This is a genomic window from Adlercreutzia rubneri (assembly GCF_009755265.1).
GTDB classification, from domain to species: domain Bacteria; phylum Actinomycetota; class Coriobacteriia; order Coriobacteriales; family Eggerthellaceae; genus Adlercreutzia; species Adlercreutzia rubneri.
In genome coordinates this window covers 97991-112663 of record NZ_WPOO01000002.1, presented here as the reverse complement: position 1 = coordinate 112663, position 14673 = coordinate 97991, and the positions used below count along the sequence as shown (strand labels likewise).

Below are 14673 nucleotides of genomic sequence, written 5' to 3'. Positions count from 1 at the left end.
AGACTCGCTTGGGCGCTAAGCGACGTCGGCCCAGTTGGTGACCGCGCCGGTGTAGATGTCGCACACCTGCTGAGATGTCAGCTTGTCGACGCTCGACTGCGGGGCCACAATGACCGCGATGCCGTCCAGGGCGATGGCCGTGCTTTGAACGCCCGCGCCCGTCTCGGAATCCTTCAGCTCACGGGAGGCCATGCCGATGTCGCAGGTGCCATCGACGGCCATGTTCACGCCCGTGGTGGAGTCGGACTGCTGCACCTCTACCGTCACCTGAGGGTTAGCCGCCTGGAAGGCCTCGGCCAGCTTCTCCATGACCGGCGTGACCGACGAAGATCCAGCCACGACCACTTTCCCACTGGCGCCGTTGGAAGCGAAGGGGGCGGCCGCATCGTCGATGGCGATGTAGTTGTTGTCGCTCACCACGGCCTGACCGTCGGCGCTCATGATGAACGCGAAGAAATCGGCGGCCGGGGCGGACAGATCCCCCTTGGTCACCACGTTGAAGGGCCGGGCGATGGCGTAGGAACCGTCCTTCACAGCCGCAGCCGAAGGCGCAACGCCGTCGATGGACACCGCCTTCACCGTATCGTCCAGCGAGCCAAGCGAGATGTAGCCGATGGCATTGGGGTCGCCGGCCACCGACGTCATCATGACGGCCGTGGAGTTGGTGATGGCGGCCGTGGATGTGGTCATGTCCACCTTGTCGCCGTTGGCGTCTGCCTGCTCGATGCCGAGCAGCTCCACGAAGGCGCCGCGGGTGCCGGAGCCGTCCTCGCGGGAGTACACCGAGATGGGGCCGCTGGCAGATGCGCCGCTGTCGCCAGCGTCGGTGCCGCCCAAGCCGCCCGCCCCCGTCGCGCCGCCGGCCGAGCCGCCCGCGCAACCCGCAAGCGCCAGCGCCAGCGCGCCGCACAGGGCCGCTGCTCCAACAAGCGCCGCCATCCGCCGCAACCGCCGCGGCAAACGAGAAGATACCGAAGATGCTTTCATGACGTCGTTCCTTTCACGTGCGCGGGCCGGTGCCGAACCTTCGCGCATCCGCTCCCCGTAGGGGTGACCTCAGTCGCCCCTGGATTCCGACAAAACCGGCACCGGGGTTCGAATGGGCTACAGGTTCACAAACCACCGCCCGCAAGGGCCATTCAACTCGCGGAAGCGACCCACAAGGGAACAGCCGCTTCCGTGCATCCATGATGGCCCCGCTTCGTAAAAGAACCGAGCAGCACTCGTAAAGAGTCCCCGCCAGTTTCGAAAAGATTGGGTAAAACCTCAGTACCAGGCGCCGCGCATTCCCCTATCTCCCCGAGCAAATGCCAGTTGGAGGCCGAAATGGTCGACAAGCCCGCGGCGCCTCTGCCATTACGGGCCTGAAGTGGCAGAAAAATGCCAGTTGAGGGCAGAAATGCGCACTAGGCGAAAAGCGGATCGACCATTTCGGGGTGGAAGTGGCATTCACTCACGATTTTTCGACAACGGGCGACGCGGATGCGGTCGGCGCGGGGAACAAAACGGGGCTTTCTCGCGTCATTTTTGTGGTTCGGAGAGAGTAGGCTTTTCTCGCCAGATGTCGCCTTTGAGGTTCATCGGGTTTTATAATACAATTTAGTATTACATAAGGAAGACGCCTATGGACGAGATACGCATCCACCCCCATGCCCTCAGGCACGGCTTGTCGAGGGAAGAAGTCACGTACGCTTGGCTCAACTTCGCTCGAAAGCGGCCAAGAGGCGACGATTGCTGGGTTGCAATCGGCTTTACCGGCGCTGGACGCGAGATCGAGATGGTTGGCATGGTCCTGGCTGACGGGGCAACGTTGGTCATCCACGCGCTCTCGCCGGCAACAAAACGAATGAAGCGCGAGCTCAGGCTGGAAAGGAAGTAAACGATGGAGTACACCCTCAGAAGCGGCAAGGTAGTCACCGACGAGCAGATAGAGGCCATGGCCGAGGCCATCGAGGCGGGCTCGCTGCCCGGGCAATGGTCGGGCGAGGTGGTGGTCGGCCGGCCGCGGCTGGCCGATGAGCCCCTGGACGTAATCAGCTTCAAAGTGCCTCACTCGGCCGCTCTCGCCATCAAGCGCGCAGCCGAGCAGGAGGGCGAGTCGCGCTCGGCCTTCTTGCGCAAGGCGGCGCTGGACAGAGCCGAAAGCGTCCTGGCCGCCAGCTAGAGCTGGGGAGTACGGAGGCGGCGCCGACCGGATTGCCGCGATTGCCGCCGATCCAGTTCCGCTCGGCACGAACGACGCCTCCCCTATCTGCGAGGCGCGTTCCAACTAAAAGCACGCGGTTGAGCTCGCACACATGCTCGTAACCTTTCTTTTTTAAGAGAGGCCAGAAGATAGTGCAGCTTCCTACCTTTTCTCCGAAAGGACGTCGAGCAGGGCGGCGGGGACTTCGGGAGCGAGGCAGTGCAGGAAGGTCTCTACGGGGTAGGCGAAACCCGTTTCGGCGCGGTAGGCCATAAGGGCCAGAAGGCCGCCCGTCGCATATTCGAAGACGATACGGGATGTCGGGTCATCGGTATTTGAGGAAAGGCTTACGCCCAGATCGGGCAGCACGTCTTCCAAAAGACGGCGCTTCACCCGCTTTTGCGCGAGCGCCGCATTGGGGCCGTTCAGCACCGCGCACAGCGTATCGATGCCCTGAGCGTTGCGTTGCACCAGATCGGGAATGTTTGGAGTGGCGGGACTAAGGGAGAAAGCACCCTGTCGGATGAGCGAGAGCAGCGCCCGGGGAATCTCCACGGGCACCACCGCATCAAGGGCCGCCTCGGCCAACTGCTCGGTATCGGCAAAATAGTAGTAGAACGTGCTGCGATTGCACCCCACCTCCTTGATGAGGGACGTAACCGTCACGGCGCTCGCAGGCTCGCGGATCAGTCGATCGGCCATGGCGACAATCAAGCGTTCGCGCACATCTTGGGTTGTTGCGTCTTTCCGAGGGCGTCCCATCACGGCCTCCTTCTTGCGAGCGGTAATCCGACAGAGCGCCGCTCTTTACTGGTTTTTCCCGACAGACTGTTGGATTACTATCATAGCTGAAATCTCATGCGCGAAAGGAGTTCAGCAGTGAACGCATGCACCCCAGCCATCGCCATCGACCGCGTCCAATTCTGCTACGGGCGCCCCGGGCCGCGACGACGCGATACTCTCCTCGCGCTGAAAGACATCTCGCTTTCCGTGGCGGCGGGCGATATCCTCTGCCTTTTAGGGCCTTCGGGCTGCGGCAAGACGACGCTCGTGAACCTCATCATGGGCGTGGATGTACCCACCTCCGGCACCGTGCGCGTACTAGGCGAAGGGGCCCCTTCCGCACGGCGCGAGCACGCATCGGGTTTATGCCCCAGGACGACGCGCTCTACGAGGACGTGACCGCCGAGGAAAACCTTCGCTTCTTCGCGGCGCTCTACGGCGTGAAGGGCGAGCACCTCGCCCGCCGCATGGACGAGCTGTTCGCCTTCGTGCGTCTTCAGAGACATCGCAAGAAGCTCGTTCATGACTACTCCGGCGGCATGAAGCGGCGGCTCTCGCTGGCGGTGGCCCTAGTGCACGAACCTGCCGTGCTCGTGCTGGACGAGCCCACCGTGGGGCTCGATCCGGAGCATCGCCGCTACATTTGGAATCATCTGGAAGCGCTGGCCGCCCAAGGGTGCGCCATCGTAGTGACCACTCATGTCATGGACGAAGCCGAGCGCTGCGCCCGCATTGCCATGATTCGCGAGGGACGGCTGATCGCCGATGCCTCGCCGGCGGATATCCTGGCCCGCACGGGCACGAACACCTTGGAAGACGCCTTCCTGGCATTAGAAGAGTCGGAGTCGCCGGATACGGCAGCGGAGCCGAACGTCTCGCCGTCTCTTGGCGAAAAGGAGGCGTGCCATGACTAGCGTGTTCGCCATTGTTCGCCGCATTCTCACGCAGTTCGCACTGGATAAACGCACGCTGGCGCTGCTGTTTGTAGCGCCTCTCGTGGTGTTGTGGTTGCTGTCGGTTATTCTTGGCGCCGACACGGTAGGCCCTAAAATCGCCACCGTGGACTTACCTGCTGAGTTTCAAACGCAGTTCGGGCAGACCGATGCGCGCATAACCGAGGCCAATGCCGACGAGGCAAGCGCGCTGCTCGCCGCCAACGACGTGGCAGCCGTGCTTTCCATGGAAGGCGAGCACATGCTGAAGGTAGAGCTGGAAGGCACCGATTCTACGAAGTCGGCGGCCGTGCTCGCCGCGTGCGCCGAAGCCTTGGGCGAGTTGCGCGGCAAGGCGGCTGAGGAAATGGAAGCAGCCGTTGTCGACAAACGAGCAGAAGTAGAAGACACCATCGAAGAGGCGAGCCAGCAACGCGAAGAGGCCCGAACGGCACTCACGGGCGTGATGGTCTCGATGCCTGCCGAAGCCCGCTCCGGCCTAGCCGAGGCGTTGGGAGGCCTCTTCGACGACGATGCGGCTGAAGCGCTTTCCGCCGAAGACTTCTCGATGAATGTGAGCGACTACCTGCCCATAGAGGACATGGAAACCGTTTATCTCCACGGCAATGAGGACTGGCGGATGTTCGACTTCTACGGACCGGTGTTCATCGGCATCTTCCTGTTCGTGTTCACCTTCATTACCAGCGGCATGTCGCTCGTCACCGAGCGCATGGGTGGCACCATGACGCGCTTTCTCGCCACGCCGGTGAACGCAGGGCAGATTCTCGGCGGCTACACGCTGGCCTTCGGGCTTCTGGCCTGCGTGCAATCGGCCATCATCTTGTGGGTGGCGCTCACGTTCATCGGATTTCCCAACGAAGGCAATCTGGGACTCGTGGTATTCACCTGCGTCTCCATGGCTATGGTATCGGTAGCGCTCGGTCTTCTGGTATCGGGGCTGGCCGCTACGCCGTTCCAGGTTATCCAGCTCATTTTGCTGTTCGTCGTGCCGCAAATTCTGCTGTGCGGGCTATTCGACCTTTCCGGTGCGCCCGACTGGCTCGCAGCCTTGAGCGCCTTCATGCCCGTGACCTATGGCGTGGATGCCCTGCGAGCCGTCATGCTGCGCGGCGCCGACCTTGCCGCCGTAGGGTTCGACCTGGCCGTGCTGTGGGGATTCCTCGCCCTGTTCTTCGCCCTAGCCGCCGCCAGCTTCCGCAAGAAACGTGTCCGAACAACATGCTGAAGATCCTTCCGTTGTGCCATCTTCGCAAATGCCATTTTCCGATTTTCCCGAGACAATGCCAGTTGAGGGCAGAAATGGTCGACAGGCGCGGGACGCCTCTGCCATTGCGGGCCTGAAGTGGCAGAAAAATGCCAGTTGAGGGCAGAAATGCGCAGTGACCCCCAAACGGGTCGACCATTTCGGGGTGGAAGTGGCATTTACTATGCGAAAAGACAAAAAGAGGGCCGTCGTTGGGACGGCCCTCGGGGCGTTCGAATACTTAGAAGCTCGGGCGCTTGAGTGCTCGGGTGCTTGGGACGCGACGCTCTACTCGGACGGCGTTCTACTCGGCTGCCGGCACGTCGTGCTTTACGCGGTCGTGCTCTTCGGCGCGCTTGGCGTCGTTGAAGCGATCGAGCGTGCCTACCAGGTAGCCGGTGATGCGGCGGATGCGCTCGAAGGGCTGGTTGTGAGCGTCCTCGGTGCGACCGCACTTGGGGCAGACGTCCTCGATAATGCCGTTGTAGCCGCACACCGGGTCGCGGTCGACCGGGTGGTTCACCGAGCCGTAGCCCATGCCGCAGTCCTTCATGTAGCGGATGACGCTTTCGAAGGCCTCCAGGTTGTCGGACGGGTCGCCGTCGAGCTCGATGTAGCTGATGTGGCCGCCGTTGGTGAGCGCGTGGTAGGGCGCTTCCAGGGCAATCTTGTCGAAGGCGGAGATGTCGAAGTACACCGGCACGTGGAAGCCGTTGGTGTAGTAGTCGCGATCGGTCACGCCGGGGATGACGCCGTAGCGCTCGCGGTCGATGCGCACGAAGCGGCCGGACAGGCCCTCGGCCGGCGTGGCGATGAGCGTGTAGTTCATGCCGCGCTCCTTCGAGATGCGGTCGCAGTAGCTGCGCATGTGGCCCACGATCTCCAGGCCCAGGCGCTGGGCCTCGGCGGACTGGCCGTGATGCTGGCCGGTGAGGGCCACCAGGCACTCGGCCAGACCGATGAAGCCGGTGGTCAGCGTGCCGTGCTTGAGCACCTCGCGCTGCTCGTCGGTGGGCGAGAGCTTTTCGGAATCGATCCACACGCCCTGGCCCATGAGGAACGGCGCGTTGTACACGTGCTTGCGAGCCTGAATCTCGAAGCGCTCGTCCAGCTGACCGGTCACGAGCTGCAGCTTGGAGTCGAGCAGGTCGAAGAACAGGTCGATGTCGCCCTTGGCGCGGATGGCCAGACGGGGCAGGTTGATGGACGTGAACGACAGGTTGCCGCGGCCGGGCGTCACCTCGCGATCGGGGTCGTACACGTTGCCCATGACGCGGGTGCGGCAGCCCATGTAGGCGATCTCGGTTTCCGGCGTGCCCTTGTAGTACTGGGCGTTGAACGGGGCATCCAGGAAGGAGAAGTTCGGGAACAGGCGCTTGGCCGAGCAGTGCATGGCCAGCTTGAACAGATCGTAGTTCGGATCCTCCGGATTGTAGTTCACGCCTTCCTTCACGCGGAAGATCTGCACGGGGAAGATGGGCGTCTCGCCGGAGCCCAGGCCCTCTTCCGTGGCCAGCAGCATGTTCTTGATGACCATGCGGCCCTCGGGAGACGTGTCCATGCCGTAGTTCACCGAGCTGAACGGCGTCTGCGCGCCGGCGCGGGAATGCATGGTGTTCAAGTTGTGCACCAGCGCCTCCATGGCCTGGAAGGTCTGGCGGTCGGTGTCGCGGGAGGCGTTCTTCTCGGCGTAGGCCACCACGCGCTCGGCCGTAGCGGCATCCACGCCGCCCTCAACGAGCCCGGCCACCACGGCGGCGCGGAACTCCGGATCCATCTCGAGGCTGGCAACCGTGCCGGTCTCGCTTTCCACACGGGCAAGCAGGCTCTCGGCAAAGGTGCGGTCGTCGGCGATGTCGGTCAGCAGGTCGACGGCCTCGGCCACGTGCTTCTTGAACAGGCGGCGGTACGTCTTGCCCACGCCCACGGCCAGGCCGTAATCGAAGTCGCACACCGACTGACCGCCATGCTGATCGTTCTGGTTCGACTGAATGGCGATGCAGGCAAGCGCGGCGTAGCTGGAGATGTCGTTGGGCTCGCGCAGCACGCCGTGACCGGTGGAGAAGCCGCCCTTGAAGAGCTTCCGCAGCTCAATCTGGCAGCAGGTGGTGGTCAGGGTGTAGAAGTCCATGTCGTGAATGTGGATATCGCCCTCGCGGTGTGCCTTGGCGTAGCGCGGGTCGATGACGCACATCTCGTAGAACTGCTTGGCAGATTCAGAGCCGTACTTCAGCATGGTACCCATGGCGGTATCGGCGTCGATGTTAGCGTTCTCGCGCTTCATGTCGGAATCGGCGGCCTTGGAGAAGGTGATGTCCTTCAGCGTTTGGATGAGGCGGGAGTTCACGTCGCGCACGCGGCTGCGCTCGGCGCGATAGAGGATGTAGGCCTTGGCGGTCTGCACGAAGCCGGACTCGATGAGGGTCTCCTCGACCAAGTCCTGCACGCCTTCCACGGTGGGCGTGCCCTCGATGGCGCCGCTCTCAAGCTTCTCGACGACGGTGGCGGCGATCTTCTCGGCGGTGTCGCGCCCCTGCATGGCCGCACAAGCCTGGAACGATTTCTCCACCGCATCAGCGATCTTTTCCGGATGGAATTCCGCCGTGCGCCCGTCGCGCTTGATGATGGTCTTGACCATAACTTCCTACATCCTTTCTTCGACGCGGCTGTCGCGTCGTATTCGCACCGCTTCTCGCGGCCTTGCCAACCACAACATGCAGAAGCGCGGCAATGTTTTCCCTACCGCTGCCCTTCGCGATTACCAAGGGGGTAGACCCTCTTTTCGCTTTTGTTTTCCAACAGGCTTTCCACAGGTTATTCACCATCGGAACCACAATATATTGTGTTTTGCAGTTCCAAGGGCGGATACATATAGTACTCGCGAAAGTGTTCGGGTGCAATCGAACAAGATGTGTTTTTCGGCACCAGAAAAGAACAGAATTAATTTCGATGTGTGGTCGATGAGCCGCTTGAAAGTTGTCAACGATGTAGGCTCGCGCGAGAACCGACTACGGCTGAAACGCGACTTGCAGGCGGTTGGGGCGCGACTTATGGGCAGTTGGGGCGCGACCGATCGAGTAAACCGTACTTCACGCGGACGCGGGCGAGTTGGTCGAGCAGGGGGTTCGCCACGACCAGCAGCGTGAGAGCCGTGGCCGCCCCATGAATGGCGTTCACCGGCAGGCCGGCGAGGTACACCACCGCGGCCAGCTCCGGCGTGGGGGCTGTGGAAAGATAGAAGAACGTGGACGTATCCAGAATGGGACCCACGAGCCCCACAATAAGCACGAACCCCACGGTTGCCAGCGCAATACGACGCGGCCAGGAAAGGTTCGCTCGCGGGAACACACGGGCGTCGGCAAGCAGCCCTGCCACGAGCCCCGCCACTCCAAAGGCGAGCATCTGCCAGGGCGTCCAGGGCCCCTGGCCGAAGATGAAGTTGCTGGCAAGCGCCGCCACCGAACCCACGAGGAACCCGGTTTGGGGGCCGGCGGCGAGCCCTGCGATCATAATGACGGCGGCCATGGGCTTGAAATGCGGCACCCAGATGAACGCCGCGCGGGCCGCCACGGCGAGCGCCGTCAGCACGGCCACCACGGCAATTTCGCGCGCCGTGGGACGTCGCCCTTCGAAGGAGACGAAGAAGGGCACGATAGCGTACAGCACGATGAGCGTGCCGGAGAGGTAGTAGCCGTTGCCGGGGACGGCCATACCCGCGACTGCGGTCAGCGGCGCGAGCACCAACGCCGCAAGAATCGTCAGGATCGTCTTGACTCGGGCGCGACGGCGCTCGCGGAAGGCCTCGGCGGAGCGGGCTCCTTCGGTCAGCTTCGGCATAGCTCCACCACCTCCTCCACGGTAACCACATTTTCGAAGAAGCCCCGGCTTATGCGATTGGCTGCTGTGGTATAGAAGCTGTTCGAAGCGAAGAACTGCCGGGGCGGATTGGTCGTCACCACGTTTCCGTCGAAGAACAGGGCGCACCAATCAGCATAGCTGGCGCAGAATTCCACATCGTGGGATACCATAAGCACCGTCGTTCCCCGGGCGGTCAGACTTCGCAGCAACCTGGCGAGTTTGTCTTTGAAGAAGGCGTCGAGCCCCTTGGTCGGCTCATCGAGTAGCAGCAGCCGCGGCTCGCAGAGCAGCACCTTGGCCAGCGCCGCCCGCTGCACCTCGCCGCCGGACAGGTCGAAAGGATGGGCGTCGAGCAGCGGCGCAATGTCCGTCAGTGTCGCCACTTCCCCCACCGCCGCCGCGCGCTGCTCCGCCGCGAGACCGCGCCCGTCCAGCATCTCTTCCAAATCTCCCCGGACAGTCTTCTTCACCATAAGGCTCAGCGGATCTTGCGGAAGCAGAGCCACTCCGCCGCGGAACAGCTCGGCCTTCTTCCACTCCTTCAGCCGTCGCCCGAGCACGGTGATCTTCCCGCGATAGGGCCGCGCAACGCCGCAGATAGCGCGCAGCATCGTCGACTTCCCCGTGCCGTTGCCGCCCACTACCGCGAACAACGACCCTTCCGGCACAGTCAACGTCGTCCCCCGCAGCACATCGGCGCCATCGCGCTCGTAGCGAAACCAAACATCCCGCAGCTCCACCGCCACCCGCGCAGACGCCGAGTCGCAAGCCTCCCCCGCCGGAAGCGCCCACCGACGAGGCGGATGGACGGCTACCTCACGAGCCAACCAAGCCCGCCCCTCCCGCACCGTAAGAGGAACTTCAACCTGCAAAGCCACTCCCTCTTCAACTATGGAAGAGTAGAGCCGCCGCAGTGGGGAGGGGGTCCGCGCGCAGTTCATTGAAGTGCATACGGAAACGTCAGCGACCCTCGAAGAGCCCTGCACTTCAATGCTGTCTGAGCACGGCGCCCCCTCCCCACTGCGGCGGCCCGGCCGATCGCACGGCGCCCCCTCCCCGTCGGCGCAACCCGGTCGATCGCACGGCGCCCCTTCCCCACTGCGACGACCCAGCCGACCTTCCACACCCCAAGCGATCCGCGCCGCCGCCGGCAGCGCCAATGCCATGGGGCTGACCGCCCGATGCAGCTGGCCCGCAACAGCCCGCGGCTCCCCGTCGGCGACGACGCGCCCCTCCTCCAGCACCACCACGCGGTCGGCCAGCCCATACACCTCTTCCAGCCGATGCTCGCTCATAACCACCGTCGTCCCTAGCTCGCGATTGATCCGGTGTACCGTAGCCAGAAAGTCGCTGGCGGCAATGGGATCCAGCTGACTCGTGGGCTCGTCCAGCACCAGTACATCGGGCCGGGCCGCCATGACCGACGCTAGGTTCAGCAGCTGCTTCTGGCCGCCCGAAAGCTCGCCCACGTTCTTATGGAACCAGTGCTGGATGCCGAAGTAGCTGGCCATCTCCGCCACGCGCAAGCGCATGGTGCGCTCGTCGCAGCCGAGGCTTTCCAAGACGAAGGCCAGCTCGTGCCACACTTTGTCGGTCACGATCTGCGCATCGGGGTCTTGCATGACGAATCCGATGCGGGCCACTTGCTCGCGCTCGGGCACGTCGGCGAGAGGCACGCCATCGAACAGCACCTGTCCGCTTTGGTGCCCATGGGGAGCGAGCGCCGACTTGAACTGGCGCAAGAGCGTTGTCTTCCCGCAGCCGCTCTGACCGCATACCAGCACAAACTGGCCCGGCTCGATGGCCACAGAAACATCGCGAAGGGCATCGCGGGGCGCCTCCGGGTAGCGAAACGTCAGCTCTTCGAAAGCGAATAACGCCACAACGCCCTCCCTCCGCAATTGATAACCGCAGGAATAGCCAGAAAAGCGCCATAGCAAACGGCCCCCATAAGCACGGCCACTCCCGCAGAGGGCCATACGATTGTCGGGAAGTACGTGACCGCGAACCCTCCCTGCACGAGCGCAACCACCGCCCCAGCGACAAGCGCGCCCATCGCCACGACCAGCACCGTATCGCGCGCCTCCCAGCGGAAGAGCGCGAAGTGAGTGCGCCCCGACAGCCCGAAGCCACGAGCCGTCATGGAATCGGCGGCCACCACGGCACTTTCTAAAGCGTCGGCCGACAGCGACAAGAGGACACTGCCCCCGTCGCGCACGCGCGCCGCCACGGAGGCGCCTTCCGCCGGGCCTTTCCCAATGCAAGCCCGTGCCGTCATGAGGGCGTCGGCTTTGCGGCGGTAACTTGGCACGAGGCGCAGCACCATGGTGAGCACCAGCGACAGCGCCGGAATAGCGCGGCCGAACAGGTAAGTAAACTTGTCCGAAGTCATGACCAGGTGAAAGGAGGCGAACCACAGCATCATGGCCACGAGCATAAGCCCCGTGGAGGCGCCCAAAGCCAGCGCTTCTAACGTGTAAGGACGGCCACCCCACCAGCGGAGGAGCACCGTGGCGCCCTGCGTGTTGAACAGCGGCGCCGACAGCGTCACCACAAGCAGCACCGCCGTGAGTCCCGCGATGAAGCGCCAAGCCTCACGGCCACGAAACGTCAGATAACAGGCCGCCGCAAGAAGAACGGACATCACCTGACAAATGGGGTTCGCAAGCACCATGGAAAGCACGATAGCCCCCGCGAAGAAGCCGAGCGTCACCGCGGGATGCAGAGACGCAAAGGCGCAACGGCCTTGGTATGGCAGGGTGCTCATGGGCAACGCGGCTTCTCGGCGAGAACGTTACAGGACCGGCGCCACATCGAGGCCCGCAACGGTGGCGGCCAGCACCCCGGTGTAAGCCGGGGTCGCCTGACCGGCGGCGCGCAGGAACTGGACGCCAGCCGCGCGCAGCTCAAGGGCCGCGGGCATCATGGTGTCGGGGCTGTAGTAGGGGTTCTCGGTCGTGGGGCCCTGTTGCTTGGCGTCGCGTTGGAACACCTGCAGCGTGGCCATGAGACATAAATCCGCTCCGCGCGCCTCCAGTGTCTCGCGGGCCGCATCGGCCAAACCGCGCGCCTGATCAGGGGTGGCCAGCGTGGAGAAGCCGGCCACCGCCGCGCCGTATTCCGCCATCACTTCCACGGCCTCGCGCCAGGTGCCCCGGCCGCTCGCCAAGCCGCCGTCACCCTGCACATCCACCGAAGCAATGATGGGGGCATCAGTCACCTTGCGCAGGCCCATGAGCGCACACTTCAGATCATCGGCCGTCGTGAACCCGTTCAAAAAGAACGCATCAAAGGTGCGGCCATCGAAGAATTGCGCCGCACGAGCGTACTGGTCGCGATTTTCCACAAGCGACGCCTTGGAGTCGGGATCCAGCGGCAAACCGCAGGGGGCGATTTCCACAAGCGTGTGCTGAGGCTTGAACTCCGCCATGACCGCAAGAGCCGCCTCAGCCAGCGCTTCGCCTTTGCCCTCGGCACCAACGGCCACCAAGCGAGCCGACGTGAAATCGGCCACGGGGGTGACCATACACTGCGGGCCGGCCACCGTTTCCATGCGGTAAGCTTCTTCGATGGTTTCCGGCTCCACCAAAAGCGCGAGCGCCTGATCGCACACCGACTCGATGCCGGCCCGACGCAGGGCCTCCTGAATCGGCGACGAAACGACGAGCATGTCCTTGCCAAAGCGCAGCGCGAGATCGGCCATGAGGAGTTCCTTTCCACGAATTTGCTGCCTTCCATGATACAAGATTGCTTGAGGGATAAACCTTTTTCGACATGAACCCCTTCCAAATGATCTTTTGCGACCGCCGTGCATCCTGCGTCCTAGAGGGTGACAAAATCAAACAACCAGGGGGGTGACATTCTTATTCGTCCATAACACCGCCGTGCATCCTGCGCATCGTTTCGTACATCCAGAAGGCGTTTTCCGATGCCGAGGGCCCTGCATCAACGAAGGAAGATAAAAGGTTCGGAAAGGAGGGAGACGGGCAATCTGAAACTTTCTTATTGAATGTGAAGAAAATTCTCAGAGGGCGAACGGGCTTCTGACGCAGGTAAACGGGCTCTGACAAGGGGTTATATGCTACTCACCGCCGAAATGATGCCGTTCTTCGTGGAAAATGAAGCACATTATGGTGACCAAAACAAGTCTTGACCTATAATTCGTTTCAGCGATTTGGAAGTTCCCCTGCTTCCATCGCTCTGCTTCAATCCCCTTGAAAGCAGAATGCGGCACTCGATGCCGCTACCCCCTCCTCCGAGGCGGCGAGGCACCCCCCCTTGCCGCCTCACTTCTTTTTTGGCGCTGCCCTTGAAACAAGCGCCGTGCTCGCGACGATGAGCAACCTGCCAACCCTGTTGGCACAAGCCGGTGGAACTGGATCGGAGTTCCGCCGGCTTTTTTTGTAGGCATCAGTTTTCTGCGTCTGCTGAATTCTGGAAATAGATGCGAGTTTCGAGCAGCCGAACCGGGCAAATCTCACAGTGACCGCCCAAATCCGGAAGTAGATGAGAGTTTCGAGCATCATTTCGCACCGCACGCGCTGATTTTGTCCAAATCGCGCCCGAAACTCGCATCTATTTCCGAAGCCTTCCCTCGTTACGCCCGAAACTCGCATCTATTTCCGAAATTCTCCTTCGCTATGCTCGAAACTCACATCTATTTCTATCGAGAGGCAAAATCCGGCAAACATATCCTAAGCCGCAAACAAAATACGCCAGCTCTGCCACAAAGACATGAGCTGGCGCTCGGTTCAAACCTATCGACTCAGGCAGAGCCGCGGTCAAACTATTCCGTAGCATCCTCCGCATCAACCACGGCCACAGCCTCTTCAGCAGCCTCGGCGAGGTCGGCGGCCTCGGCAACTTCGGCACCCTCTTCGGCGTCATCTTCGTCGCGGTAGCGCTCGTCGATCTCGTCGTCGGTGTAGGCGACCGGCTCTTTCAGGGCCGCCATGAAGTTCGGGGCCTCGCCGATGTAGGCGGCCTCGGATTCGAAGGTATAAGCGCCCTCGTCATCGACCTCATACAGGTAGGCGATGGCGTAACCCTCATCGGCACCCGGCACGCCGCCCTCAGCAATGAGCGCATCCTTCACGCCATCGTCGGTTTCAATGTAGCCGTCGTAGCAGAAGGCGTAGCAGTCGGCCCCGCGAGCGCCACGCACGTTCTTCTCGGCCGCCTCGAAGCACTCCTCGGCGGAATCGCCCGGGTGCGACTCGATGAACAGATTGTCCTTCACGACGAGCGTGGTGAAGGGGATGACGTCCTCGCCGCCCTCGATCTTCTCTTTGGCCTCGTCCAGGGCGAAGACGAGCACGCGTTCCAGCTCGTCGGGAATCTCCGGCACCTCGGTGCTCGCGTTCTCAATGTTGCGATCGGCCACGGAGGGCCTCCTTTCCTTCAGGTTCACAGGCGGCGCAACCTCCTGCGCGTCGGCCTGCATCACGGGGCGCCTCCTTCGACGCTTCGTTGCTTGCCCGTAGTGTAAAGCAACGGCATCGCAACTCAAGCCACAACACGGCGACAAACGGGCAGCGCGGGCAACCGCTTCGGTGAGGCTTCGCCCCTTGCCGCAGAGCAAGAACGAAGTTCGGCGGGGGCAAGCGGCGACCGGAGCGCGTCACTTTATCGTCAGACGCAGCACCCGTTTC

The 14673-nt window shown here is 62.7% G+C and carries 11 protein-coding genes and 1 pseudogene; 4 read left to right on the top strand and 8 right to left on the bottom strand.

The window, feature by feature from the left end:
- Positions 1-15 precede the first annotated feature (15 nt).
- The gene (locus tag GO707_RS01995; protein ID WP_114538908.1) at positions 16-987 is read right to left on the bottom strand and encodes a substrate-binding domain-containing protein; all 972 of its coding nucleotides are present in this window, start codon (positions 985-987) and stop codon (positions 16-18) included.
- A 637-nt stretch (positions 988-1624) separates the two neighbouring features.
- Between GO707_RS01995 and GO707_RS01990 the strand changes: the two genes are divergently transcribed.
- Both GO707_RS01990 and GO707_RS01985 read left to right on the top strand, forming a co-directional pair.
- Positions 1625-1879: a hypothetical protein gene (locus GO707_RS01990; RefSeq protein ID WP_114538907.1), complete on the top strand. Its 255-nt coding sequence runs from the start codon at positions 1625-1627 to the stop codon at positions 1877-1879.
- Between the two features lie 3 nt (positions 1880-1882).
- The gene (locus GO707_RS01985; RefSeq protein ID WP_114538906.1) at positions 1883-2164 is read left to right on the top strand and encodes a type II toxin -antitoxin system TacA 1-like antitoxin; all 282 of its coding nucleotides are present in this window, start codon (positions 1883-1885) and stop codon (positions 2162-2164) included.
- 183 nt (positions 2165-2347) lie between these two features.
- Here the strand turns inward: GO707_RS01985 and GO707_RS01980 are convergent, their stop codons facing one another.
- Positions 2348-2887, bottom strand: a complete 540-nt coding sequence (locus GO707_RS01980; protein ID WP_198160978.1) for a TetR/AcrR family transcriptional regulator — start codon at positions 2885-2887, stop codon at positions 2348-2350.
- Between the two features lie 156 nt (positions 2888-3043).
- Here GO707_RS01980 and GO707_RS12925 point away from each other — a divergent pair.
- Positions 3044-3882, top strand: a pseudogene (locus GO707_RS12925) (ABC transporter ATP-binding protein).
- Positions 3875-5146, top strand: coding sequence for an ABC transporter permease (locus GO707_RS01970; RefSeq protein ID WP_114538904.1), 1272 nt, complete (start codon positions 3875-3877; stop codon positions 5144-5146). Before GO707_RS12925 ends, GO707_RS01970 begins: the two are co-directional and overlap by 8 nt.
- Positions 5147-5468: 322 nt before the next feature.
- On the opposite strand, the gene GO707_RS01965 is transcribed toward GO707_RS01970, so the two are convergent.
- The 6 genes from GO707_RS01965 to GO707_RS01945 all read right to left on the bottom strand — a co-directional run bounded on the left by GO707_RS01965 (position 5469) and on the right by GO707_RS01945 (position 14405).
- Positions 5469-7802 carry an anaerobic ribonucleoside triphosphate reductase gene (locus tag GO707_RS01965; RefSeq protein ID WP_157011851.1) on the bottom strand — a complete coding sequence of 778 codons (2334 nt, stop codon included), beginning with the start codon at positions 7800-7802 and terminating at the stop codon, positions 5469-5471.
- Positions 7803-8212: 410 nt separating this feature from the next.
- Positions 8213-9001, bottom strand: coding sequence for an ECF transporter S component (locus GO707_RS01960; protein ID WP_157011849.1), 789 nt, complete (start codon positions 8999-9001; stop codon positions 8213-8215).
- Positions 8989-10905: an ABC transporter ATP-binding protein gene (locus tag GO707_RS01955; protein ID WP_198160977.1), complete on the bottom strand. Its 1917-nt coding sequence runs from the start codon at positions 10903-10905 to the stop codon at positions 8989-8991. Before GO707_RS01955 ends, GO707_RS01960 begins: the two co-directional genes overlap by 13 nt.
- The gene (locus tag GO707_RS12005; protein WP_198160976.1) at positions 10878-11789 is read right to left on the bottom strand and encodes an energy-coupling factor transporter transmembrane component T; all 912 of its coding nucleotides are present in this window, start codon (positions 11787-11789) and stop codon (positions 10878-10880) included. Before GO707_RS12005 ends, GO707_RS01955 begins: the two co-directional genes overlap by 28 nt.
- 27 nt (positions 11790-11816) lie before the next feature.
- A complete protein-coding gene (locus tag GO707_RS01950) occupies positions 11817-12725 on the bottom strand; it encodes a homocysteine S-methyltransferase family protein (protein ID WP_114538900.1) in 909 nt (302 codons plus the stop codon).
- Positions 12726-13808: 1083 nt separating this feature from the next.
- On the bottom strand, positions 13809-14405 hold the full coding sequence (locus GO707_RS01945) for a hypothetical protein (protein WP_114539001.1): 597 nt from the start codon (positions 14403-14405) through the stop codon (positions 13809-13811).
- Positions 14406-14673: the final 268 nt, after the last annotated feature.

Coding starts and splice junctions, on each gene's coding strand:
- GO707_RS01960 (WP_157011849.1), bottom strand. CDS start 9,001: ATGCCGAAGCTGACCGAAGGAGCCCGCTCCGCCGAGGCCTTCCGCGAG.
- GO707_RS01980 (WP_198160978.1), bottom strand. CDS start 2,887: ATGGCCGATCGACTGATCCGCGAGCCTGCGAGCGCCGTGACGGTTACG.
- GO707_RS01990 (WP_114538907.1), top strand. CDS start 1,625: ATGGACGAGATACGCATCCACCCCCATGCCCTCAGGCACGGCTTGTCG.
- GO707_RS01950 (WP_114538900.1), bottom strand. CDS start 12,725: ATGGCCGATCTCGCGCTGCGCTTTGGCAAGGACATGCTCGTCGTTTCG.
- GO707_RS01970 (WP_114538904.1), top strand. CDS start 3,875: ATGACTAGCGTGTTCGCCATTGTTCGCCGCATTCTCACGCAGTTCGCA.
- GO707_RS01965 (WP_157011851.1), bottom strand. CDS start 7,802: ATGGTCAAGACCATCATCAAGCGCGACGGGCGCACGGCGGAATTCCAT.
- GO707_RS01985 (WP_114538906.1), top strand. CDS start 1,883: ATGGAGTACACCCTCAGAAGCGGCAAGGTAGTCACCGACGAGCAGATA.
- GO707_RS12005 (WP_198160976.1), bottom strand. CDS start 11,789: ATGAGCACCCTGCCATACCAAGGCCGTTGCGCCTTTGCGTCTCTGCAT.
- GO707_RS01995 (WP_114538908.1), bottom strand. CDS start 987: ATGAAAGCATCTTCGGTATCTTCTCGTTTGCCGCGGCGGTTGCGGCGG.